A 21,966-nucleotide genomic window follows, 5' to 3' on the forward strand; every position below is an offset into this window, starting at 1 on the left:
GCAGGTTCAGGCGGCGGGTTGTTCGAGCAGGTTGCCGATCGCCTCGCCCAGGGCGTCCATGCTGTCCTGCTTTCCCAGCACCTCGCGCACGCCGGCCTCCGCAGCCTCGGCCAGCAGCTTGTCGTTCACATGGCCTGAAACGATGGCCACACGCAGCGCCGGGCGCAGGCGCAGCATCAGACGGGCCACTTCCACACCCGACATTCCAGGCATGTTCTGGTCGGTCACCACCAGATCCACCGGCTCCTGGGGATGGGCGCGCAGCCATTCCAGCGCCGCTTCGCCCGATTCGAAGGTGGTGGCCCGGTAGCCTTGCTTGCGCAGCAGGCGGCCCACCAGAAACACCAGCGCCTCGTAGTCGTCGATGTAGATCACATGCTTGCCCGCAGCGGCGACTTCGGCGCGGCTGTCGGGCAACTTCTGCACCGGCGCCTCGTCGCCTGGCGCGGCTTCGGAAGCCAGCGGCAGGTAGACGTCGAACCGAGCGCCCTCACCCGGACGACTCTGGATCTGAATGGCACCCCGGTGCGCCTTGACGATACCGTGCACCACCGCCAGCCCCAGTCCGGTGCCGGCGCCGGGTGCCTTGGTGGTGAAGAAGGGTTCAAAAATGCGGCGCTGGGTGTCCTCGTCCATGCCGGGCCCGTTGTCGGCCACGCTCAAGCAGGCGTAGGCACCGCTGGGTATGCCACCGAGCTGCAGGGCTTTCGAGGCGTCCAGACTCACCTCGCGCAAGGCCACGGTGATGTCGCCCGACTGACCGTCCATGGCCTGCCAGGCGTTGGTGCACAGGTTCATCAGCACCTGCTGCATCTGGGTCGCATCGGCCAGCACGGGCAAGCTGCGACCGGGCAGGCGCGCCGCGAGCTTGATGCCGGCAGGCAGGAGTGAACGCATCAGACCCAGCGCCTCCTCCACCAGCGGCGTCAAGGGCTGGCGCACCATTTCCTGCGTCTGGCGCCGGCTGAAGGTGAGGATCTGCTGCACCAGCTGACGCGCGCGGATGGCCGCGCGGTTGATTTCGGTGAGGCTCTCCTGGGCTGGATGCCCCTCACCCACGTCCTCGCGCGCGAGCACCAGGTTGCCCAGGATGGCCGCGAGCAGGTTGTTGAAATCGTGCGCGACGCCGCCGGCCAGCGTGCCGATGGCCTCCATCTTCTGCGACTCTCGCAATTGCGCCTCCAGTGCCCGCTGCTGGGCCTCGGCCAGCTTGTGTTCGGTGATGTCTGTGTGCGTGCCGACCATGCGCAGCGGCCGCCCGTCCTCGTCGCGCGAGATCACCATGCCGCGCGAGAGCACCCATTTCCAGCTGCCGTCCTTGCACCGGATGCGATGCTCGTTGCGGTAGACCGGCATGCGGCCCTCGAAATGCGCCTGGCGGTCGGCCTGCATCTGGGTCACGTCGTCCGGATGCGTGCGGCTGTCGAACTCGGCGGAGAGATTGGCGATATCCGAGTCCTCATAGCCAAACATGCGCTTGATGCCGGAAGAGAAAAACTCCTCGCCGCTGAGGAGGTCCCAGTCCCACACGCCATCGCCCGCGCTCTCCAGCGCAAGCTTCCAGAGGGCCTCGTTGGCATGCAGCGCCGCCTCGGCTTCCTTGCGCGCGGTGATGTCGAGCAGCACACCCACGCGATGCGTACCCTCTGGCCCCGCGGAGACGGCGTAGGAGCGACGGTAAACCCACTTCACACGGCCATCGGGCAAGACGATGCGGAATTCGCCACCCAGGTCCACCGGACCTTTCTGGATCTCCTGCATGTCCTGTTCCAGAATGGCCTGGTCGTCGGGGTGGCGGTAGCGCGAAGCCAGCAGGGAGTCGCGCATGAGGTCCTCGGGCTCGAAGCCGTAGATGTCGCGCACGCCCGGGCTCACGTACAGGTACTCACGCTGGCCGTCAGGCCTGACGAACACGGAGAACACCATGCCCGGCACCTGGGAGGTGATCAGCCGCAGTTTTTCCTCGCTCTCGTGCAAGGCTTTCTGGCTTCGGATGCGATCGGTGATGTCCTCCACCGTGCCTTCGTAATACCGCAGACCGCCAGCTGCATCGCGCACGGCGTGCGCGTTCTCGCTGATCCACACGCGTTCGCGAGTCTTGTGCCGGTAGATCTCGGAAACGAAGCCACGCACGAAGCCATCACGGTCGAGCAAGCGCTTGAACTCCTGGCGGCGCGCCGGGTCGACGTACCACTCGACGGCGATGTTCTTCACGCCCTCGATCAGGCCGGCTTCGGTGGCGTAGCCATTGAGCGCCACCAGTGCCTGGTTGGCCCGCAGCATCTGGCCATCGGGCGAGCTTCGATACGCCCCGATCGGCAGGAAGTTGAAAAGGGTGGAAAAATCACCATCGGGCGGCGGAGGCATCATGTGCGAATTGTGTCGCAAAGACCGGCCCGAACCGGTTCCCCGCCGACGCCCGACCCGCTACAGTGCCCGCTGTCCGACCATTCCCCGAAAGCCACCCTTGCAGATCACCCGCATCCTGGCCGTGCGCCACGGTGAAACCGCCTGGAACCGCGACACCCGCATCCAGGGCCACACCGACATCGCGCTCAACGAGCACGGCCGCTGGCAGGCCCGGCGCCTGGGTGACGCGCTCAAGGATGAGCCGATCGCCGCCGTCTATGCCAGCGACCTGGGCCGTGCGTTCGAGACCGCCGAGGCCGTGGCCCGCCCCAAAGGCCTGCCTGTGGTCACCCATTCCGGTCTGCGGGAACGCCATTTCGGCCAGTTCGAAGGCCACACCTGGGCCGAACTGGAACTGCGCTGGCCCACCGAAGCCCTGGCCTGGCGCAAGCGCATGCCCGACTTCGCGCCGGCCGGGGGCGAGTCCCTGCAGCAATTCCAGCGGCGTGTGATCCCCACCGTGCTGGCCCTGGCCGCGCGGCATCCGGGCGAGCAGGTGCTGATGGTGGCGCACGGTGGCGTGCTCGACATCCTCTACCGCGCCGCCACGCGGCTGGAGTTGCAGGCCCCGCGCAGCTGGGAACTGCCCAACACCGGCATCAACCGGCTGCTCTGGTCGCCTGAGGGCCTGAGCCTGGTCGGCTGGGGCGACACCCAACACCTGCAAGTGGAAACCGGAAACACCCTCGATGAACACAGCGCCTGACACGGCCACGCGCTGGGAGCGCGCGCGAGAGTGGATCGGCCAGGGTGTGGCGGTGGTCGACACCCCCTCGCTGGTGATCGACCTCGACGCCATGGACCGCAACCTGGCGCGCATGGCGGCGTTTGCCACCGAACGCGGACTGCGCCTTCGGCCGCACGCCAAGATGCACAAGAGCGCCGAGCTTGCGCGCTTGCAGGTGGCCCACGGAGCGGTGGGCGTGTGCGTGCAAAAGACCGACGAGGCCCTGGCGCTGGCCCATGCGGGTGCACACGACATCCTCATCACCAACGAGGTGATCGCACCGCACAAGCTGCGGCGGCTCGCGCAGGCGGTGCGCGACCTGCCGACGCGCTTCGGTCTGGTGGTCGACAGCGCGCTGGGCGTGGCGCGGCTGGCCGATGCCCTGGCGGAGGCCGGGGTGCGCGGCGAGCACCGCATCGACGTCTACATCGAGATCGACGTGGGTCATGGCCGCTGCGGCGTCGCGCCGGGCGAAGCCTCCGTGGTGCTGGCACACAGCATCCTGGCCAATCCGGTGCTTCATTTTGCCGGCCTGCAGGCCTACCACGGAGCTGCGCAGCACCGGCGCCTACCGGCCGAGCGCGCCCAGGCAATTGGCGAGGCGGCCTGGACCGCCGCGCTCGCGCGCGAGCGCCTCCAGGCCGGCGGCTTCTCCGTGCCCCTGATCACCGGCGCGGGCACCGGCACCTTTGTGCTCGAAGCCTCCAGCCGCGTGTGGGGCGAACTGCAGGCAGGCTCCTACCTGTTCATGGACGCCGACTACGCGCAGAACGAGCCGGCCCCCCAGGCGCCGGTGTTCGAACATGCGCTGTTCGTGAAGAGCCAGGTGATGAGCCGCAGCGCACAGCATGCGGTGTGCGATGCGGGCCACAAGAGCCACGCCATCGACAGCGGACTGCCAGCCGTGTGGTTCCCAGGAGGGCTGGCCTATGCCAACGGTGGCGACGAACACGGCTTGCTGCGCGCCTTCGGACCTGGCGCAACGCTGCCCGACCTGGGTGAGACGATCTGGCTCGTGCCAGGCCACTGCGACCCCACGGTCAACCTGCACGATTTCATGGTGGGCGTGCGTGGCGGCCTGGCAGCCGGGCATGTGGAACGCATCATCGCGGTGGACGCGCGCGGTCACGGCTGGTAGATCTGCGCCTCCAGCCCCAGCGCCCGGATGCGCTCGGCCGCCGCCTCGGCCTCGGCCCGGGAGACAAATGGGCCGACCCGCACGCGGGTGCGCACCCCTTTGGGCATCTCCACTGTCTGCGTGAAAGCGGGCAGGCCCTCTTGCAGCAGACGGGCGTGCGCCTTCTCTGCATTGGCGGGATCGGCGAACAGTCCCACGTTGATGGCGAACGCCCTGGGCACCGACGGGCTGGCGGCAGGCCCGGAAAGCGCAGGCGGGGTGGGTGCCAGGATGGGGGCAGGCGGTGGTGCCGGTGGTGGTGGCTCCTGCAACACCGGTGTCACCTCGGGTGGCGCAGGTTCGGGCGGCGGCGGTTCTACGACGACTTCCTGGGGCCTGTCCGCCGGCGCGGGCGCGGCTTCTGGCGCTGAAGCCGTGGGCTCGGGAGCGGGCACCACCGGCACCGATACCGCTGAGGCGGCTGGCTCAGGCGGCACCTTGGCGGGCGCGCCCGTCGCGGCCACCGGCACACCCGTCCAAGCGACGTAGCCCCCCACCAGCGCCCCCACGAGCAGCGCATTCAGCGCCACCAGGACCCAGAGTCTTTGCCGCGTGCTGGCCTGCTTCTCCAGCGCCTCACAGGCTTCACGCACGGTGCGGGCCTCTCGCACGGCACGCGTCATGCGCCGACGCGTCTCGGCATGGAGCCAGGCGTTGCCGTAGGCGCCGGGGATGGCAATGCACAGCGCCAGCATCGCGCCCAGCACGCCCCACTCCACGGCCGGCGGCCAGTGCAGGAACCGCCGCGCCAGGCCAAGGATGAGCAGGGCCAGACCCTCGGCGCACGCCACATACACCAGCGCGGCCAGCCAGACCTGACGAAACGCCAGCCAGTTGAGTGTGAGCAGGCCGGCAGCCCAGTTCCAGGCCGGGCTGGCGCGGCCGGCTTCGTCAAAGCGCGCAAACAGCTGGAGATAGTGCGCGGTGTTCACCGGGCCAAGGGCGGCGCGGTAGAGCGCGGCGGTGGCGCTCTCCGGGGCAGTCGCGGCAGGCGGCGAGGGGGCGGACATGCCCGATTCTGGCATGGGGCATGCGGGTTGTTGCCAGCCTCCGGCAGCGGTGAACCTGGCCACAATGCGCGCATGCCCGACCTCTGCCCAACCAGCGTCTCATGAGCCCCAGCCAGATCATCGTGCTGGCCACGCCGGTCTTCTTTGCCCTCATCGCGCTGGAGTACGCCATCGGCCTCAAGCGCCGGCGCAACACCTACCGGCTCGATGACGCCATCTCCAGCATCGGCCTGGGCATGCTCAGCCAGATCAGCGCGGTGTTCACGCGGCTGCTGCGCGTGGGCCTCTACACCGCCGTCTATTCCACGGTGGCCCTCTGGCCCGATCACGCGTTCTGGACCTCCTGGACCGGCTGGCTGCTGGCGCTGGTCTTCTACGATTTCTGCTACTACTGGCTGCACCGCGCCGGGCACGAGACTGCGCTATTCTGGGCCGCGCACGTGGTGCACCACCAGAGCCAGGACTACAACCTGTCCACCGCGCTGCGCCAGACCAGTTCAGGTGCGCTGCTGGGCTGGGTGTTCTACCTGCCGATGGCCGTGGCGGGCGTGCCGCCGCTGGTGTTTGGCGTGGTCGCCCTCATCGACCTGCTCTACCAGTTCTGGGTGCACACCGAGCAGGTCGGCAAGCTCGGCTGGTTCGACCGCTGGTTCTGCAGTCCATCCAACCACCGCGTCCACCATGCCGTGAACGACCACTACCTCGACCGCAACTACGGCGGCATCCTCATCGTCTGGGACCGCCTCTTCGGCAGCTTCAAGGAAGAAGACGAAAGGTGCGTGTACGGCACCCGCAAGCCACTGAACAGCTGGGACCCTGTGTGGGCCAACGCCGAGGTGTACTGGGGCTTGCTCAAGGACTCGTGGCACGCGCAACGCTGGGCGGACAAGGTGCGCGTGTGGTTCAAGCCACCGGGCTGGCGGCCTGCCGATGTGGCGGCGCGTTTCCCTTCGCCCAATTTTGACCTGGCTGCCGTGCAGCGATACGCACCCCCCATGACACGCGGCGTGCAGGTGTTTTCGGCGGTGCAGTTCGCCCTGTTGCTCGGCGGCGTGGCTGGTTTCCTTTGGTTTTCCGACGGCTGGCCCCTGGCGCGCAGCGCGGTGGTGTTCGCTGTCCTGCTGGTGGCGCTGTGGGCCATTGGCGCGGTGATGCAGGGGCGCATCGGGATGGGCGAGGCACTGCTGATCGAATGCAGCGCGATGTCGATGGCGTGCGCAGCGCTGGGCTGGGTGGAGCTGCACCGCGTGTTCAAGCCCCTGGCCATGCTGGTGGCGATGGCGGTGGTGCTGGGCCATGCACGCGGCGCGGGCGGCCTGAAGCGGGCCAGCGGTTTGCTGCTGGGCGCGCTGACGCTGTGCCTGGCTGGTGACACATTCCTGATGTTCCCGGGCTACTTCATTCCCGGACTTGTGTCCTTCCTGCTGGCGCATCTGATCTACATCGCCCTGTTTCGCCAGGAGGTGCCGTGGTTCCCGAGCCGACGCGCGCTGGTGGCCACGCTGGGCTTTGGCCTGGCCATGTTCGTCTTTCTCTGGCAGGGCGGTCTGCCGACCACGCTGGGGGCGCCTGTGGCGGCGTATGTGCTGGTGATCGCGCTGATGGCCGCACAGGCCATCGGCCGCGCCTCTGTGCTTCGAAGCCCTGCAGCGATCGGGGTGGCCGTGGGCGCGGGTTTTTTCATGCTCAGCGACACCTTGCTGGCGATCAACAGATTCGTCTCACCGCTGCCGATGTCACAGGTGTGGGTGTTGAGCACCTACTACGTGGCACAGGTCCTGATCGTGCGAAACATGTTGCGATCCGAGTCTGTTCCAGGCAAGCACTGACGCACGGACGCCCGCTCAGCGGGCCAGGGGCGTGGCTTCGTCGCGCGAAATGCGTCCGTCCACCAGCTCCACCAGGCGGTCGCAGCGCGCCGCCAGCCGCGGGTCGTGCGTGACCACAACGAAGGACACCCCGCGTTCGGCGTGCATGCGCCGCAACTGAACGAACACCTCGTCAGAGGACGCAGTGTCGAGGTTGCCGGTGGGCTCGTCGGCCAGCACCAGCGGCGGCTCCATCACCAGCGCGCGCGCGATCGCCACGCGCTGCTGCATACCGCCTGAGAGCTGCGATGGCCGCTTGTCCATGGCATGGGCCAGGCCCACTGCATCCAGCAACTCGCGCGCTCTGGCCAACTGGGCGGCACTCACCCGACCTTCGGCCATGAGCGCGGGCATGGTCACGTTCTCCAGCGCGGTGAAGGCTGGCAACAGGTGGTGGAACTGGAACACGAAGCCCAGCAGGTTGCGACGGCGCATGGTCAGGCCGTTGTCGTCGAGTCCCTGCACTTCTTCACCCTGGAAGCGGTAGGTGCCCGAACTCATGCGTTCAAGCAGCCCGATGATGCTGAGCAAGGTGCTCTTGCCTGAGCCAGAAGGGCCGATGAGCGCGATGAATTCGCCCGGCATCAGGCGCAGGTTCAAGCCGTGCAATACCTCGGCTTCGCTCGGCAGGCCGGGGTTGTAGGTCTTGCGCACCTCGCTGAGTTCGATCAGGGGCGCCGGGTCGATGGTTGCGGACATGGCTTACATGCGAATGGCCTGGCCTGGGTCCATCGCCGCCGCGCGCCGGGCCGGCGCAATGGCCGCCAGCACGCCGCACACCGTGGCCAGCACGGCCACTTGCAGTGCCAGCAAAGGTGGCAGTGCGATGGAAAACAGCGGCAGCCCGTCGGAGCCACGCACGAAGGTGGTGAAAACCCAGATCATCAACACGGCCAGCGCAACGCCGAGCACCGAGCCGACCGCGCCCACGACCGCACCCTGCACCAGGAACACCCGCAGGACCTGGGCTCGGGTGGCGCCCATGGCGCGCAGAATGCCGATCTCCCGCCGCTTCTGCACCACCGACACCACCAGCACGCTGGCGATGCCCAGCACGACCACCACCAGCACCACGCCCCGGATGAGACTGGTGCTCACCGATTGGGCGTTGAGGGCCGACACCAGTTGTGCGTTGCTTTCCTGCCAGCTTTCCAGCTGGTAAGGCAGTTGCCGTCGCAGCTTGTCGGCCAGTCCCTGCGCCGCCCAAACGTCCTTTACCGTGATGTCGATGTTGGTGGCACCACCGGGCAGGCCAAGCAGGTTCTGTGCACCTCGCAGTGGCAGGATCACGGTGCGCCGGTTGAGCTCCTTCACACCAAAATCGACCAGCGCGGTCACGCGCACCGATTCGCTCAGCGCGGCGGACTGCACCGTCAGGCGATCACCCACGCGCACGCCCAGGTCGGCGGCCAGATCGCGCCCCACAACCGCCTCGCCAGGCGCCAGGCGTGCCGTGCCACTCACCACCTTGCTGCGCAGCCCGACGATGCGGTCGTACCGGTCCAGCTCGACCCCGAACAGCGAGATCGACTGCGTGGCTTCGCCGCGCAGCGCCAACGCTCCGCCAGCCACCATGGGGGACACCGCTGCGATGCCGGGCAGCCGCTCCAGCTGCGGCACCAGCGCCTGCCAGTTGGCCACCGATCGCAAACGCTGTGCTCGCGGCTGGGCCTCCGTCAACGTGGTCGTCCCGGGGGGCCTGTCGGCGGGCGGTGCCACCACGTCGTCGGGCGCACTCAGGGTGATGTGGGCCTGTGCGCCCAGCGTCTTGTTGAGGGTGTTGGTCTGCAGGCCACTGATCAGCGCCGAAATGTAGGCGATCACCGCCACACCGGCGGCCACGCCCACGATGATCAGCACGGTCTGCATGCGCCCCTCGCGCAGAAAGCGCATCGCAACCCGCCGCTCGAATCCCAGCCAGGTGCTCATGTGCGTGGCTCCACTTCGCTCAACGTCCCATGGCATTGGTCAGCGCGGCACCGGCGTCGGGAGATGCGGCACCCGACGCCATTCGCTGGCCCGGCTGCCAGGGCACAAGGCGCACGCGCACCCGGTCACCGGCCTGCGCATGGTCGTCCACCAGCACGACATCGCCTTCGGCCAGGCCCTCGACCACCTCCGCGGCGTCGAGGGTGCGCAGGCCAAGCTTCACGGCGCGCCTTCGGGCATGGCCCGCCTCATCCACCAATACGGTGGCGGTGCCGTCGGGCGGCGCGGTGCGCAATGCGGCCAAGGGCAGGACCAGCGCCCGCTCGCGCCGCGCCGTTTCCACCTCGACCGACACCGTCATGTCCTCGCGCAAAAAAGCCGGTGCAGGCGCATCCAGCGAGAGCTTGACTTCTATGGCGCCACGCTGCGCGTCGACCGAGGGAGCAATCGACAGCACACGCGCTGCCAGCGGCTGCCCGGAAAACGCGTCGGCCACCACCCGCGCAATTTGTCCGGCCTGAAGTTGATCCAGGAAACGTTCGTCCACCTGCGCGCTGATCTGCGTGGGTCCGGCCAGCGCCAGTCTCAGCAGAGCTTTGCCGGGCTGCACGATCTGGCCGGGCTCGACCTCCCTCTGCAAAACTTGCGCATCGGCTGGCGCCAGCAGCGTGGCTTGCGCCAGTCGGGCCTGGGCCGCCTGGCTGGTGGCCTGCGCCACGGCCAGCTGGGCCTGAGCCTGCACGAGATCCGTCCCGGCCTCTTCATTGGCCCGCACCTGGGCCCGCGCACTGGCCTGCTGGGCCTGGGCGACCTCCAGGCTGCGACGGACTTCATCCAGACGCGAGGCGCTCAGGAAACCTTGTGCCACCAGCTGTTCCGTGCGGATGAGTTCGGCTCGGGCAGCACGCACGGTGGCATCGGTCTGGGCCAGCGCGGCCTGAGCCGCCGCGCGCCCGGTGCTGCGCAAGCCCGAGAGCCGGGCGGCGGCCTGGCGCTCGGCCGCCACCGCCTGCGTGAGTGCGGCAGCGAGCTCATCGGACTCCAGACGCAACAACACGTCGCCTCGCCGAACGCGTGCGCCCTCTTCGACCAGCACCTCACCCACCCGGCCCGTGATGGTGCTGCCAATCTCCACCCGCGACAAGGTGGCCACGCGGGCCGAAAACTGCAGGCTGCGCACCAAAGGCGCCGACTGCAGCTCCACCCCTTCCACCCTGGGATGGCGCCAGAGCCAGCCAGCCCACAAAGCGATCACCAGCAGCGCCCCTGCCGCACCCCATCCCCAGCGGCGTTGAGCGGAAGACAGGGTCATGGGTGAAACGGCGTCAGGCGCCGGGCTGGAACAGCTCGCCGTCGGCAGAGGGCGGCGCCACCCCCAGGTGCCGATACGCCGCCAGTGTGGCGATGCGACCGCGTGGCGTTCGCTGCAGAAAGCCCTGCTGGATCAGGTAAGGCTCGATCACGTCCTCAATGGTGTCGCGCTCTTCGCCGATGCTGGCGGCGATGTTGTCCAGCCCCACCGGACCGCCATCAAAGCGGTGAATCACCGCCTCAAGCAACTTGCGGTCCATCAGGTCGAAGCCCTGCGGGTCCACGTCGAGCATGGCCAGCGCGAGGTTAGCAATTTCTTTGGTGATGGTGCCGCTGCCTTTCACATCGGCGTAGTCGCGCACACGCCGCAACAGGCGGTTGGCAATGCGCGGCGTTCCGCGTGAGCGGCGCGCGATCTCGAAACCGCCCTCTTCCTCCATGGGTGCATTCAGCAAGCCGGCGCTGCGCCTGACAATGCGAGCGAGTTCTTCCGATGTGTAGAACTCCAGCCGCGCCACGATGCCGAAACGATCGCGAAGCGGGTTGGTGAGCATGCCGGCGCGGGTGGTGGCGCCCACCAGCGTAAAGGGTTGCAAATCCAGCTTGATGCTGCGCGCTGCCGGCCCTTCGCCGATCATGATGTCGATCTGGTAGTCCTCCAGCGCGGGGTAAAGGATTTCTTCGACGACCGGGCTGAGCCGGTGAATCTCGTCGATGAAGAGCACGTCGTTGGCTTCGAGATTGGTCAGCAGTGCGGCCAGGTCCTTGGGTTTCTCCAGCACTGGCCCGCTGGTCTGACGCAGGTTCACGCCGAGCTCCTGCGCAATGATGTGCGAGAGCGTGGTCTTGCCCAGGCCCGGCGGGCCGAACAGCAGCACGTGGTCCAGCGCCTCGCTGCGCTTCTTCGCCGCACCGATGAAGATTTCGAGTTGCTCGCGCACCTTGAGCTGGCCCACGTATTCGTCGAGCAGCTTGGGGCGCAGCGCGCGCTCGATGGCCTCTTCCTTCGGCGAAGCGGGCGCGGCAGACACCACGCGTGGCGCGGGAGCGAAGTCGTCGGTCTGGATGGTCATCGTGTCACTTCGCCAGAGCCTTCAACGCCAGCTTGATGCCTTCGCTCACGCCCACGTCCCTGGGCAGCGCCTTGAGTGCAGTGGCGGCGTCCTTGTCGCTGTAGCCCAGCGCCATCAGTGCCTGCTGGATGTCGCTCTGCACGTCGCTCTGCGCCGGTCCGCTGCCTGGCAGGCTCAGATCGGCACCCAGCTTGCCCTTGAGCTCGAGCAGCAGGCGCTCGGCGGTCTTCTTGCCGATGCCGGGCACCTTGATGATGCGGCCGCTGTCCTGCGCGCTGATGGCTTGCGACAGGTCGGCCACGCTCATGCCCGAGAGCACGGAAAGTGCCGTGCGCGGACCCACGCCGCTGATCCTGATGAGCTGGCGAAAGGCCTCGCGCTCGGGCGCGGTGCCGAAGCCGTAGAGAATCTGGGCGTCCTCACGCACCACGAAGTGCGTGAGCAGGGCCACTTTTTCGCCTGTGCCAGGCAGGTTGTAGAAGGTGCTCATGGGCACGTCCACCTCGTAGCCCACGCCATGGCAGTCCAGCAGGATCTGGGGCGGGTTTTTCTCCAGCAGCGTACCGGTCAACTTGCCTATCATCGGAACATCCTTTTGAGGAATTATCGGCTTGATTCTCAGACACACCTTCTCCCCGCCCGACAACACGCGCATGGCGCACCTGTGCGGCCCCATGGACAGCCACATCCGCAGCATCGAGGCGGCGTTGCAGGTGAAGGTGGCGCACCGCTTCGAGCAGTTCCGCATCGAAGGCCCCAAGGCCAGGGCCACCCAGGCGCTGGAGACACTGCAGGCGCTCTACGAAATGGCGAAGAAGCCGATTCCGGCCGAGCAGGTTCAGCTCATGCTCAGCGGTGACACCGCCCTGGCCGATCCTGGCGATGGCGCCCTGGCCATGCAGACGCGGCGCGGCGAGGTGCGTGGACGCACACCGAACCAGGCGCGCTACCTGGAAAACATGGCCACGCACGACATCACCTTTGGCATCGGTCCGGCCGGCACCGGCAAAACCTACCTCGCCGTGGCCTGTGCGGTGGACGCGCTGGAGCGCAGCGCGGTGCAGCGCATCGTGCTCACCCGCCCGGCCGTGGAGGCCGGCGAGAAACTGGGTTTCCTGCCCGGCGACCTGGGCCAGAAGGTGGATCCGTACTTGCGCCCGCTGTACGACGCGCTCTACGACCTGATGGGTGCGGACAAGGTGCAGAAAGCCTTCGAGCGCCAGCAGATCGAGATCGCGCCGCTGGCCTTCATGCGCGGGCGCACGCTCAACCACGCCTTCGTGATCCTGGACGAAGCCCAGAACACCACCGCCGAGCAGATGAAGATGTTCCTCACCCGCATCGGCTTCGGCAGCAAGGCCGTGGTCACGGGCGATGTGAGCCAGATCGACCTGCCGCGCACGCAGCTCAGCGGCCTGATCGACGCCGAACGCGTGTTGAAGCGCGTGCAAGGCATCGCCATCACCCGCCTCTCCAGCGCCGACGTGGTGCGCCACCCTCTGGTGGCGCGCATCGTCGACGCCTACGAAGCGCGCTCGCCGGCGACAGAAGATGCGCCCGTGGTCAAACGTGCCCGGCGCAGCGCCTCTTGAGAAACATCCACCCCATGCGAAACACCCGCCTTTCATGCCTTCTTCTGGGTCTGTTCATGGTCGGCAGCGCGTCTGCCCAGGAGACCAGCCCACCGCCGGCAAGCCCACCGCCCCTGATGTTCAGCAGCCAGACCGTGCAATACCGCTGCGACGGCGGCGCGGAAATCGAGCTGGTCTACCTCAACCTGGGCAACGGCAACGCCTTCGCGGCGCTGCACCACCAGGGACGCACCGTGATGCTGCAAGGCCGCCGTGCCACCACCGGCGTGCGCTTCATCGCGCTGGACGAGCAGTACAGCCTGCGCTGGTACACGCAAGGCATGAAAGGCGAGCTCAGTTTCCTGGCTGCCGATCACACCGCGCAGGAGAAGACCTTGCTGGCCAACTGTTTCGCCCAGCCCGCCAGGAAGCGCTGATGGCCTTGCCCACGCTCTCGCTCTCGCTGCAGTTTGGTGATCTCGCCGATGCAGCCACGCACCGCGCGGCGCTGCCACGCCACTGGGTGACGCGCTGCATCCGCCACGCACTCGAAACCGACGCCGAGATCACCGTGCGCGTGGTCGATGCCGAGGAAGGCCAGGCGCTGAACCGCGACTACCGCGGCCGGGACTACGCCACCAACGTGCTGACCTTCGACTACACCACCGAGCCCATCGTGACGGCCGACCTGGTGCTGTGCGCGCCGGTGGTGGCCCGCGAGGCCGCAGAACTGAAGAAGTCGCTGGCGCAGCACTACGCGCACCTGCTGGTTCACGGCACGCTGCACGCCCAGGGCTGGGATCACGAAACCAGCGAAGTGGATGCCGAGGAAATGGAAGCTCGGGAAACCGGGATCCTGGCTGGCTTGGGCCAACCGAACCCTTACGCCTGACCGCGACCGTTCGCCCTGAACCTGTCGAAAGGCTCACGCGTGCGGGTGGGCGAAGGCTTCGACAGACCCGGTCCGAACGGTATGCGGCGTCAGGCGGTGATCCGCAGCGGGATCGTCACCGGTCCATCGTTGACCAGGTGCACCTTCATGTCGGCGCCAAAACGTCCGGTCTGAACCACCGGGTGCGCCGCGCGCGCGGATCTCACAAATGCCTCGTAGAGCGCCTCCCCCAGCTCAGGCGGCGCAGCGCCAGTGAAGCCCGGCCGGTTGCCGCTCTTTGTGTCGGCCGCCAGGGTGAACTGGCTGACGATCAACAAACCGCCAGCCACGTCCTGAAGGCTGCGGTTCATCTTGCCGGCCTCGTCGCTGAAGATCCGCAGCTTCAGCACTTTGGCCAGCAGTCTCTCGCCCACGCCTTCGGTGTCGTCCGGCTCGGCGCACAGCAGCAACAGCAATCCAGGACCGACGGCGCCCACCGTCTCACCATCAATGTCCACGCGGGCCTCGCTCACCCGTTGCAGCAGCGAGATCAAATCAGGTCCTTTTCATCGTCGAAATGCGCTTCCACATCGCTGGGCAGCAACTGAATGGTGGCACGCAGGCCCGGCACCGCGCTCATCAGCGCCTGCTCCACACTCGTGCGCACGGCAGCAGCCCGCCCGAGCGACCAGTAGGCGGGCATGTGCATGTGCAGGTCCAGAAAGCGGCGTTGCCCGGCCTTGCGCGTGCTCAGGTGATCAAAGCGGATGATGGCCGCTTCGCCCTCGCCGGAGGCGAACCCGGCCAGCGTCTGCTGAATGGCCGCCATCACCTCGGGCTCCACGGCCTCGTCCATCAGACCTTGAGAAGAGCGCCACATGAGGTGAAAGCCTTCCTTGAGGATGTTGGCCGCCACGGCCATGGCCACCACCGGATCGAGCCAGAGCCAGCCGCTGAAATGCACCAGCGCAATGCCCAGCACCACGCCGGCCGATGTCCAGACGTCGGTGACCAGGTGTCTGGCATCGGCCTCCAGCGCAATGGACCGATGTTCTTTGGCAGCGCGGAACATCACCCAGGCCAGCAGCCCGTTGAGCGCCGAGCTCAACACAGAAAGAGCGAGCCCCCACCCCACCTGCTCGATCGGCCGGGGATCGAACAGGCGGTGTCCGGCGGCCCAGATGATGCCGAGCGCGGCCGCAATGATGAGGATGCCCTCGAAGCCCGACGAAAAATACTCGGCCTTGTGGTGACCATACGGGTGCTCCTCGTCGGCCGGGCGTGTCGCGATCGTCACCATCACCAGTCCAAACACCGCGCTGGCCAGGTTCACCAGCGACTCCATGGCATCGGACAGCAGGCCCACCGAGTCGGTGACGACCCAGGCCAGCGTCTTGAGCGCGATGGTGACCACCGCCACGGCAATGGACGCCATCAGCAGACGCTGCGGGGTCAGCAGGCGGGACTCGGCAGGTGTCATGCACCACATTGTGCCGGTAGGCCGGCGTGCCAGAATCGCCCGCATGCGGCAGTCCTGGCAATCGCTCAAGTGGTGGATGCCCGCCGGGGTGGCGATCGCCCTGGGGGGTGCGGTGTGGCTGGCCCAGCGCTCGCTGGCCGAGCAGCACGCGATGTTCGAGACCGATGCGCGCATCGTGCACCGCCTCCTCAGCCAGCAGGTGGTGCAGCACGACGCCATCCTGGCCACGCTGGCCCTGTTGCAGCCCGCAGGCGTGGGCACCGCCAACTCACCGCCCGAGCAGCGCCTGCCCGCACTCTATCCTCAGATTCTGGCCGTGCAGCGGCGCGATGCGGGCCAGGACTGGCGCGACGCCGCGCTGGCCGAGGCCGAAACGGCATCGCGCCAGGCCCGTCGTGCCACCCTGGCCTTGCCGGACCTGAGCAGCGGCCGCTACCGCATGGTGCTGGCAGCCACGCCCACCAGCTACGCGGTCACCATCGACCTTCGCGCCATGGTGCCGTGGACCGAATGGCCAATGCAGCGCGAGAGCAGCCCGGTGCGGGTGTCGCTGGTGCACGCGGGCAGTGAACACGTCATTCAACCCGGCGCCCTCTCGGCAGCGGGTGGCCCGGGCTGGCGCTTCGAGTTCCACAAGGTGGTGGCCGCCGAGAGCCAGCCGTTCGACGTGGTCGCGGTGCGCGAAGTGGGCTGGGGACAATTGCCTTGGGGCCGCATGCTGGCCTGGGTGTTGACCGTCGCGGTGCTGCTGGCAGCCTTGCGGCATCTGCAACGCCAGCGCAACGAACGCCGCCGCGCCGAAGAACTGCTGCGGCTCGGCCAGGTGGGGCGCCTGAACACGCTGGGCGAACTGGCCGCCGGCATGGCGCACGAGCTCAACCAGCCACTCACGGCCGTGCTGGCCAACGCGCAGGCGGCCCAGCGACTGCTCAACGACGACCCGCCCGCCATCGACACGGCGCGCGGCGCCATGGCCCAGGCGGCCGAACAGGCACGGCGTGCCGCCGACGTGGTGGGCCGCCTGCGCCGCGCGGTGGAGCGCCCCGACACCGCCGGCCGGCAACAGGTGGTGGACCTGGCCGAAGCGGTCCGGCACGCGCTCTATCTGCTGGAGCCTGAATGCCGACGACGTGGGGTTGCGCCGCTGCTGGAAGGGCCGCAGAGCCTGATGGTGCAGGCCGATCCGGTGGCGCTCGACCAGATCGTGCACAACCTGATGCTCAATGCGCTGCAGGCGCTGGAACTGGTGGACGCAGGGGCGCGACGCCTCACGTTGACACTGCATGCGCTGGATGGCAAGGCCGATTTCGCGGTGACCGACAGCGGCCCCGGTATTGCCCCAGACGTGTTGCCTCGCCTGTTTGAGCCCTTCTTTTCCACCCGCAACGGTGGCCTGGGCCTCGGCCTGAGCCTGTGCGAATCGCTCGCCCAGGGCATGGGGGGCACGATCATGGCGGCCAACGCACCGGGCGGTGGCGCGGTGTTCCACCTGCAACTGCCCACAGCCCCGGGCACCGCGGCATGAGCACCGACACCCTCTCGCCCACGGTGCACCTGATCGACGACGACCAGGCGGTGCGCGAAAGCCTGGCCCTGCTCATCGGCACCGTGGGCCTGCGCGTGCAAGCCTGGAGCGACCCTCTGAAGTTCCTGGCCGACTTCGACCGCGAGGGCATCGGGGCCATCGTGCTCGACGTGCGCATGCCCGGCATCAGCGGCCTCGCTGTGCTCGACACCCTGGTGACACAGGGCGTGGACCAGCCGGTGATCATGCTCACCGGCCACGGCACAGTGGAGATGTGCCGGCGCGCCTTCAAATCGGGTGCGGCGGAATTTCTGGAGAAGCCAGTGAACGACGAGGCGCTGCTGGAGGCGCTGCAGAACGCGGTGCACCAGCATGTGCGTTCGCGCCAGCGACATCAGGCCGACCGGACAGCCCGCGAACGCTATGCACAGCTTTCCGAGCGAGAGCGCGAGGTGCTGGGCCTGATCGTCGAAGGACTGACCAACAAGGAGATCGGCCGCGCCCTGGGCTTGTCGCCGCGCACGGTGGAGACACACCGCGCGAACTTGTTTGCCAAGCTGCAGGTGGCGTCGCTGGCGCACCTCATCCGCCACTACGCCGCGCTGGTGGACGCCGACGACGCGGCCGACGGCGGCAGCACTGCGTAGTTCTACGGAGGTAGGCGCGTAACCGTCCGAATGGTGGCGGCGGGCGCGAATTTCTACAGTGCTCCCACGGTTGATCGAACCGTTGCACAACACCGGAGAACACCCCCATGCAAGCCCTCGCCAAAGCGTCCATCCTCGCTCTTTCCCTCACCGCCGCCGCGCTGGCCAGCGCCCAGAGCGTGCGCATGGAAAGGAACATGTCGCTCGAACTCGCTGGCCAGATCGCCAGCGCCACCGTGGCCGCCTGCAGCGCCGCCGGCCACAACGTGACGGCCACCGTGGTCGATCGTGCCGGCGGCGTGCGCGCCGTCATGCGCGCCGACAACGCCGGCCCTCACACACTCGAAGCCAGCCGCCTGAAGGCCTACACCTCCGCTTCGGCCAAGAACACCACGCTGGCCATGATGGAGGCCGCGCAGAAAAACCCCGCCGCCGCCAACCTGGTGAACATCCCCGGCTACCTGCTGCTGGGCGGCGGTGTGCCGGTGAAGGTGGGCAACGAAGTGATCGGCGCGGTGGGCGTGGGCGGTGCGCCCGGTGGCCACCTGGACGAGCAGTGCGCCGTGGCGGCGCTGGACAAGTTCAAGGACCAACTGAAATGATGCAGCGTCGCGCCATCCTGACAGGGTGGATGGCCCTGGTCGCCACAGTGCCAGTCTGGAGCCAGGTCGGACCGAGCAAGGCCGAGGCGGCCGCCTACACCGGCCTGCACGCGGCGGCTCACAGCGGCGATGCCGCCAAGATCGCACGACTGGTGGCCGGTGGCGCGCCGGTGAACGCAACCGACGGCCATGGCCGCACACCGCTGCATGTGGCGACCTTCGCCCGACAGCGCGAGGCGATCCGCGCCCTGGTGAAGGCGGGCGCGGACATCAACCGCCTGGAGAACGACCGTTACGACGGCGTGACCATCGCTTCGGTGGCCGACGACGAGGAAACCTTGCGTGTGCTGCTGCAACTGGGCGCCAGCGCCAAGCAGACCACCAGCCGTTACGACGGCACCGCACTCATTGCCGCGGCGCACCTGGGCCACGACGGCGTGGTGCGCCAGCTCATCGCGGCGGGTGCGCCGCTGGACCACGTGAACAACCTGCACTGGACAGCGGTGATCGAGTCCATCGTGCTGGGTGATGGAGGGGCGCGGCATCAGTCGACCTTGAAAGCCTTGATCGACGCCGGGGCCAATTTGCAATTGACGGACCGCCAGGGCCAGACACCGCTGACCCTGGCGAAGTCAAGAGGCTACGCGGCCATGGCCATCCTGCTGGAAAAGGCCGGGGGACGGTGAGCTTCTTCGCCCGCAGATCGAAGAACCACCCCCCCGCAAAGCCGGCTACCCCAATGAAACCCGAGCGAACTTCCGCTTCCCCACCTGCACCACATAGGTCCCGGCAGACAGCTTCAAACCTTTGTCGCTGATCACCGCGCCATCCACGCGAACGCCAGAACCGTCGATCAAGCGATTGGCCTCGCTGGAAGAAGGCGCAAGGCCCGCCGACTTGAGCAACGATGCAATGCCCAGCGGCGCGCCCGACAACGACACCTCGGGAATGTCGTCTGGCACACCCCCCTTGGATCGGTTGATGAAATCCTGCTCCGCCGCATCGGCCGCCGCCGAGCTGTGGAAACGCGCGGTGATCTCCTTGGCCAGCGCCACCTTCGCATCCTTCGGGTTCGCCCCTTCGGCAATCGCCTTCTTCAGCGACTCGATGTGCGCCAGCGACTTGAACGACAACAGCGTGTACCAGCGCCACATCAGCGTGTCCGAGATGCTGAGCACCTTGGCAAACATCGAGTTCGCGTCTTCCGTGATGCCGATGTAGTTGTTCTTGCTCTTGGACATCTTGTCCACGCCGTCCAGCCCCTCCAGCAGCGGCATGGTCAGGATGCACTGCGGCTCCTGACCGTACTCGGCCTGCAGGTGACGCCCCATCAGCAGGTTGAACTTCTGGTCCGTGCCGCCCAGTTCCAGATCGCTCCGGAGCGCCACCGAGTCGTAGCCCTGCATCAGCGGGTACAGAAACTCGTGCACGCTGATCGGCGTGCCGGCCTTGAAGCGGTCGTGGAAATCGTTGCGCTCCATCATGCGCGCCACGGTGTACTTGGCCGCCAGCTGGATCATGCCCATCGAACCCAGCGGCAGACTCCATTCGCTGTTGTAGCGAATCTCGGTGCGCGCCGGGTCCAGCACCAGGCTGGCCTGCTTGTAATAGGTCTCGGCGTTGGCCTTGATCTGCTCGGGCGTCAGCGGCGGCCGCGTGTTGTTGCGACCAGAAGGGTCGCCGATCAGGCTGGTGAAGTCACCGATCAGGAAGATCACCTGATGACCCAGATCCTGCAACTGGCGCATCTTGTTGAGCACCACCGTGTGGCCGATGTGAATGTCTGGCGCGGTGGGGTCCAGCCCCAGCTTGATGCGCAACGGTTGGCCCGTGGTTTCCGACTGTGACAATTTTTTGACCCAGTCGGCCTGAGGTAGCAATTCTTCGCACCCGCGCAAGGTCACGCTCAGCGCCTCCCTCACGCCGTCCGTCAGCGCACCCCCCGGGTGTGTTTCGTTCGGAATACTTTCGGGTTCGTTCACGGTGGAGTTCATACGCGTTTTCTCGAATGCGGAAGAGGCTGCGGTGGCTATACTGCGCGCCCAGGGTGACAGATTTTAGTTGGCGCGCTTTTTGCACGATAACAAGGGCATCTCGTCATCCGCCGAGCCATCGAGTGAACTTGTTCCGACTCGACCGCTCTTTTTTTGTGTGCCATTGCTCCACCGACCGTGGGCAAGCCCTTGCCGGGAACCCCGATTTTGATCCGTCCGCTACTCCACACGCTGGCACAGCTTCTTGATGCCACGAGCCAGAGCCTCTCCAGGCACCCCCGCCGCATCATGGGCGGCGTCGGGGTGTTGCTGCTGGGCACCGGCGTCACCGCCTTCGGCATCGCACCGCTGGCCCCCGATGCATCCGACCTGCCGGTTCACCAGGTGATCGAAGCGCTCGACACGTCCTCCCTGGTTCAAGGCCAGCTGGCCGGCACCGGGTCCGCGCCCGCACTGGTGCTGTTCCGCAGCGAAACCACGCGCCGTGACGACACCGCCCAGAGCCTCTTGCAGCGCCTCGGCGTGAACGACACCCAGGCTCAGGCCTTTCTGCGCAGCGACCCGGTTGCCCGCCAGTTGATCAATGGCCGCGCAGGCCGCCTGGTCAGCGTCGAAACCTCCGATCGCCAAACGCTGCTGCGACTGACCGCGCGCTGGCTCGCCTCGGATGAAGGCGCCTTCACGCGCCTGGTCGTCGAACAGACGCCTGCGGGTTTCAGTTCCCGGCTTGAACAGGCCCCGCTCACCGCCTCTCCCCGGCTGGCCAGCGGGGTGATCCGCAGTTCGCTGTTTGCCGCCACCGACGAAGCCGGCATCCCCGACACCATCGCCATTCAACTGGCCGAAATGTTCGCCAGCAACATCGACTTCCGCCGTGACCTGCGCCAGGGCGATCGATTCAGCGTGGTCTACGAAAGCCTGGAAGCCGACGGCGAAAGCCTGCGCACCGGCCGCGTGCTCAGTGCCGAGTTCATCAACAACGGCCGCGAGCACGAGGCCGTGTGGTTCGGGGAAGCCGGTCACACGGGCGGCTACTACGACTTCAACGGCCAGAGTGCGCGGCGCTACTACCTGTCATCCCCGCTGGAGTTCTCGCGCGTGAGCAGCGGCTACGGCATGCGTTTCCATCCCATTTCAGGCGCGCGCAAGGCGCACATGGGTGTGGACTACGCGGCGCCCACCGGAACGCCAGTGCGCACCATTGGTGATGGCGTGGTCGAGTTCGCCGGGGTGCAGCGCGGCTACGGCAATGTGATCTACGTGCGGCACCGCAACAACCAGATGACCGTCTATGCCCACCTGAGTCGCATCGGCGTACGCAACGGCCAGCGCGTGAATCAGGGCGAATTCATTGGCAACGTGGGCTCCACCGGCGCGTCCACCGGGCCGCACCTGCACCTCGAATTCCGCGACAACGGCGTGCACGTCGACCCGCTGGAAATCGCCCGCCAGAGCGAATCGATCCCGGTGCCCGCCGAACTGCGCCAGCGCTTCGAAGCCGTGGCACAGATGCAGCGCTTCCAGCTCGACGCCGCTGCCAGCGTGCAGCAGGCCAGTGCTCAGTAGTAGGGGCACCCCCCTGCGCCGCTGACGCGGCTTCCCCCCTCTCTGACGCGCCTGCGGCGCTTGGAGGGGGGACGACAGCTTGGGCCGGCAAAGCCGGACCCTCGCTGTCTCTCGATGAGCGCCCAGCTCTCCGGAATGGGCTACGTTGTCCAGGGATGCCGTGGAACCGGCTTTGCCGGGCCACAGGCATCGTCCCCCCTCCAAGC

Annotated in this window: 21 protein-coding genes; 11 read left to right on the forward strand and 10 right to left on the reverse strand. The window is 67.4% G+C overall.

Annotated features, from left to right (window positions below; all coding sequences use genetic code 11):
• Positions 1-6: 6 nt before the first annotated feature.
• On the reverse strand, positions 7-2,370 hold the full coding sequence (locus tag AB7F11_RS12480; RefSeq protein ID WP_428291203.1) for a hybrid sensor histidine kinase/response regulator: 2,364 nt from the start codon (positions 2,368-2,370) through the stop codon (positions 7-9).
• A gap of 97 nt (positions 2,371-2,467) precedes the next feature.
• On the opposite strand from AB7F11_RS12480, the gene AB7F11_RS12485 reads away from it, so the two are divergent.
• Entirely contained in the window at positions 2,468-3,115 is a 648-nt protein-coding gene (locus tag AB7F11_RS12485) for a histidine phosphatase family protein (RefSeq protein ID WP_428291204.1), read from the forward strand.
• On the forward strand, positions 3,099-4,274 hold the full coding sequence (locus AB7F11_RS12490; RefSeq protein WP_428300022.1) for a DSD1 family PLP-dependent enzyme: 1,176 nt from the start codon (positions 3,099-3,101) through the stop codon (positions 4,272-4,274). The genes AB7F11_RS12485 and AB7F11_RS12490 overlap by 17 nt, the downstream gene beginning before the upstream one ends.
• Here the strand turns inward: AB7F11_RS12490 and AB7F11_RS12495 are convergent.
• Positions 4,262-5,323 (reverse strand): SPOR domain-containing protein, encoded by a 1,062-nt coding sequence (locus AB7F11_RS12495; protein WP_428291606.1) that lies wholly within the window; start codon positions 5,321-5,323, stop codon positions 4,262-4,264. The two genes, AB7F11_RS12490 and AB7F11_RS12495, sit on opposite strands and share 13 nt — an antisense overlap.
• A 101-nt stretch (positions 5,324-5,424) precedes the next feature.
• Here AB7F11_RS12495 and AB7F11_RS12500 point away from each other — a divergent pair, with 101 nt between their 5' ends.
• Complete coding sequence (locus AB7F11_RS12500; RefSeq protein WP_428291605.1) at positions 5,425-7,152, forward strand: lysoplasmalogenase family protein; 1,728 nt, start codon at positions 5,425-5,427, stop codon at positions 7,150-7,152.
• 15 nt (positions 7,153-7,167) lie between these two features.
• Here the strand turns inward: AB7F11_RS12500 and AB7F11_RS12505 are convergent, their stop codons facing one another.
• The 5 genes from AB7F11_RS12505 to ruvA are packed head-to-tail and all read right to left on the reverse strand — an operon-like array spanning position 7,168 to position 12,087.
• On the reverse strand, positions 7,168-7,890 hold the full coding sequence (locus AB7F11_RS12505) for an ABC transporter ATP-binding protein (protein WP_428291604.1): 723 nt from the start codon (positions 7,888-7,890) through the stop codon (positions 7,168-7,170).
• Positions 7,891-7,893: 3 nt separating this feature from the next.
• Positions 7,894-9,120, reverse strand: coding sequence for an ABC transporter permease (locus AB7F11_RS12510; protein ID WP_428291603.1), 1,227 nt, complete (start codon positions 9,118-9,120; stop codon positions 7,894-7,896).
• Positions 9,121-9,139: 19 nt separating this feature from the next.
• Entirely contained in the window at positions 9,140-10,432 is a 1,293-nt protein-coding gene (locus AB7F11_RS12515; RefSeq protein WP_428291602.1) for an efflux RND transporter periplasmic adaptor subunit, read from the reverse strand.
• Between the two features lie 13 nt (positions 10,433-10,445).
• Positions 10,446-11,504 (reverse strand): Holliday junction branch migration DNA helicase RuvB, encoded by a 1,059-nt coding sequence (gene ruvB, locus AB7F11_RS12520; protein ID WP_428291601.1) that lies wholly within the window; start codon positions 11,502-11,504, stop codon positions 10,446-10,448.
• A 4-nt stretch (positions 11,505-11,508) separates the two neighbouring features.
• Positions 11,509-12,087: a Holliday junction branch migration protein RuvA gene (ruvA, locus tag AB7F11_RS12525; RefSeq protein WP_428291600.1), complete on the reverse strand. Its 579-nt coding sequence runs from the start codon at positions 12,085-12,087 to the stop codon at positions 11,509-11,511.
• 28 nt (positions 12,088-12,115) lie between these two features.
• On the opposite strand from ruvA, the gene AB7F11_RS12530 reads away from it, so the two are divergent.
• The 3 genes from AB7F11_RS12530 to ybeY are packed head-to-tail and all read left to right on the forward strand — an operon-like array spanning position 12,116 to position 13,967.
• Positions 12,116-13,096, forward strand: coding sequence for a PhoH family protein (locus AB7F11_RS12530; protein ID WP_428291599.1), 981 nt, complete (start codon positions 12,116-12,118; stop codon positions 13,094-13,096).
• A gap of 14 nt (positions 13,097-13,110) precedes the next feature.
• A complete protein-coding gene (locus tag AB7F11_RS12535; RefSeq protein ID WP_428291598.1) occupies positions 13,111-13,512 on the forward strand; it encodes an MliC family protein in 402 nt (133 codons plus the stop codon).
• Entirely contained in the window at positions 13,512-13,967 is a 456-nt protein-coding gene (gene ybeY / locus AB7F11_RS12540) for an rRNA maturation RNase YbeY (protein ID WP_428291597.1), read from the forward strand. Before AB7F11_RS12535 ends, ybeY begins: the two co-directional genes overlap by 1 nt.
• Positions 13,968-14,056: 89 nt before the next feature.
• Here ybeY and dtd read toward each other — a convergent pair whose 3' ends face one another.
• Both dtd and AB7F11_RS12550 read right to left on the reverse strand, forming a co-directional pair.
• The gene (dtd, locus tag AB7F11_RS12545; RefSeq protein WP_428291596.1) at positions 14,057-14,500 is read right to left on the reverse strand and encodes a D-aminoacyl-tRNA deacylase; all 444 of its coding nucleotides are present in this window, start codon (positions 14,498-14,500) and stop codon (positions 14,057-14,059) included.
• Positions 14,497-15,435 (reverse strand): cation diffusion facilitator family transporter, encoded by a 939-nt coding sequence (locus AB7F11_RS12550; protein WP_428300025.1) that lies wholly within the window; start codon positions 15,433-15,435, stop codon positions 14,497-14,499. The genes dtd and AB7F11_RS12550 overlap by 4 nt, the downstream gene beginning before the upstream one ends.
• Here AB7F11_RS12550 and AB7F11_RS12555 point away from each other — a divergent pair.
• From AB7F11_RS12555 to AB7F11_RS12570, 4 genes are all read left to right on the forward strand, one after another.
• Positions 15,425-16,951 (forward strand): sensor histidine kinase, encoded by a 1,527-nt coding sequence (locus AB7F11_RS12555; RefSeq protein ID WP_428291754.1) that lies wholly within the window; start codon positions 15,425-15,427, stop codon positions 16,949-16,951. The two genes, AB7F11_RS12550 and AB7F11_RS12555, sit on opposite strands and share 11 nt — an antisense overlap.
• Positions 16,948-17,598 (forward strand): response regulator transcription factor, encoded by a 651-nt coding sequence (locus tag AB7F11_RS12560; RefSeq protein WP_428291753.1) that lies wholly within the window; start codon positions 16,948-16,950, stop codon positions 17,596-17,598. The genes AB7F11_RS12555 and AB7F11_RS12560 overlap by 4 nt, the downstream gene beginning before the upstream one ends.
• 107 nt (positions 17,599-17,705) lie before the next feature.
• A complete protein-coding gene (locus tag AB7F11_RS12565; RefSeq protein WP_428291752.1) occupies positions 17,706-18,200 on the forward strand; it encodes a GlcG/HbpS family heme-binding protein in 495 nt (164 codons plus the stop codon).
• Complete coding sequence (locus AB7F11_RS12570) at positions 18,200-18,886, forward strand: ankyrin repeat domain-containing protein (protein ID WP_428300024.1); 687 nt, start codon at positions 18,200-18,202, stop codon at positions 18,884-18,886. The genes AB7F11_RS12565 and AB7F11_RS12570 overlap by 1 nt, the downstream gene beginning before the upstream one ends.
• A gap of 45 nt (positions 18,887-18,931) precedes the next feature.
• Here the strand turns inward: AB7F11_RS12570 and tyrS are convergent, their stop codons facing one another.
• Positions 18,932-20,194: a tyrosine--tRNA ligase gene (tyrS, locus tag AB7F11_RS12575; protein WP_428290287.1), complete on the reverse strand. Its 1,263-nt coding sequence runs from the start codon at positions 20,192-20,194 to the stop codon at positions 18,932-18,934.
• 207 nt (positions 20,195-20,401) lie between these two features.
• Here tyrS and AB7F11_RS12580 point away from each other — a divergent pair, with 207 nt between their 5' ends.
• Positions 20,402-21,760, forward strand: a complete 1,359-nt coding sequence (locus AB7F11_RS12580; RefSeq protein WP_428290286.1) for a peptidoglycan DD-metalloendopeptidase family protein — start codon at positions 20,402-20,404, stop codon at positions 21,758-21,760.
• Positions 21,761-21,966: the final 206 nt, after the last annotated feature.

The sequence above is a fragment of the Hydrogenophaga sp. genome (assembly GCF_050250835.1).
Lineage (GTDB): Bacteria > Pseudomonadota > Gammaproteobacteria > Burkholderiales > Burkholderiaceae_C > Hydrogenophaga.

Bases quoted from the DNA above. Each gene is read 5' to 3' on its own strand.
- AB7F11_RS12480 (WP_428291203.1), bottom strand. From the start codon at position 2,370: ATGATGCCTCCGCCGCCCGATGGTGATTTTTCCACCCTTTTCAACTTC.
- AB7F11_RS12490 (WP_428300022.1), top strand. From the start codon at position 3,099: ATGAACACAGCGCCTGACACGGCCACGCGCTGGGAGCGCGCGCGAGAG.
- AB7F11_RS12495 (WP_428291606.1), bottom strand. From the start codon at position 5,323: ATGTCCGCCCCCTCGCCGCCTGCCGCGACTGCCCCGGAGAGCGCCACC.
- AB7F11_RS12500 (WP_428291605.1), top strand. From the start codon at position 5,425: ATGAGCCCCAGCCAGATCATCGTGCTGGCCACGCCGGTCTTCTTTGCC.
- AB7F11_RS12505 (WP_428291604.1), bottom strand. From the start codon at position 7,890: ATGTCCGCAACCATCGACCCGGCGCCCCTGATCGAACTCAGCGAGGTG.
- AB7F11_RS12510 (WP_428291603.1), bottom strand. From the start codon at position 9,120: ATGAGCACCTGGCTGGGATTCGAGCGGCGGGTTGCGATGCGCTTTCTG.
- AB7F11_RS12515 (WP_428291602.1), bottom strand. From the start codon at position 10,432: ATGACCCTGTCTTCCGCTCAACGCCGCTGGGGATGGGGTGCGGCAGGG.
- ruvB (WP_428291601.1), bottom strand. From the start codon at position 11,504: ATGACCATCCAGACCGACGACTTCGCTCCCGCGCCACGCGTGGTGTCT.
- ruvA (WP_428291600.1), bottom strand. From the start codon at position 12,087: ATGATAGGCAAGTTGACCGGTACGCTGCTGGAGAAAAACCCGCCCCAG.
- AB7F11_RS12535 (WP_428291598.1), top strand. From the start codon at position 13,111: ATGCGAAACACCCGCCTTTCATGCCTTCTTCTGGGTCTGTTCATGGTC.
- ybeY (WP_428291597.1), top strand. From the start codon at position 13,512: ATGGCCTTGCCCACGCTCTCGCTCTCGCTGCAGTTTGGTGATCTCGCC.
- AB7F11_RS12555 (WP_428291754.1), top strand. From the start codon at position 15,425: ATGCACCACATTGTGCCGGTAGGCCGGCGTGCCAGAATCGCCCGCATG.
- AB7F11_RS12550 (WP_428300025.1), bottom strand. From the start codon at position 15,435: ATGTGGTGCATGACACCTGCCGAGTCCCGCCTGCTGACCCCGCAGCGT.
- AB7F11_RS12560 (WP_428291753.1), top strand. From the start codon at position 16,948: ATGAGCACCGACACCCTCTCGCCCACGGTGCACCTGATCGACGACGAC.
- AB7F11_RS12565 (WP_428291752.1), top strand. From the start codon at position 17,706: ATGCAAGCCCTCGCCAAAGCGTCCATCCTCGCTCTTTCCCTCACCGCC.
- AB7F11_RS12570 (WP_428300024.1), top strand. From the start codon at position 18,200: ATGCAGCGTCGCGCCATCCTGACAGGGTGGATGGCCCTGGTCGCCACA.
- tyrS (WP_428290287.1), bottom strand. From the start codon at position 20,194: ATGAACTCCACCGTGAACGAACCCGAAAGTATTCCGAACGAAACACAC.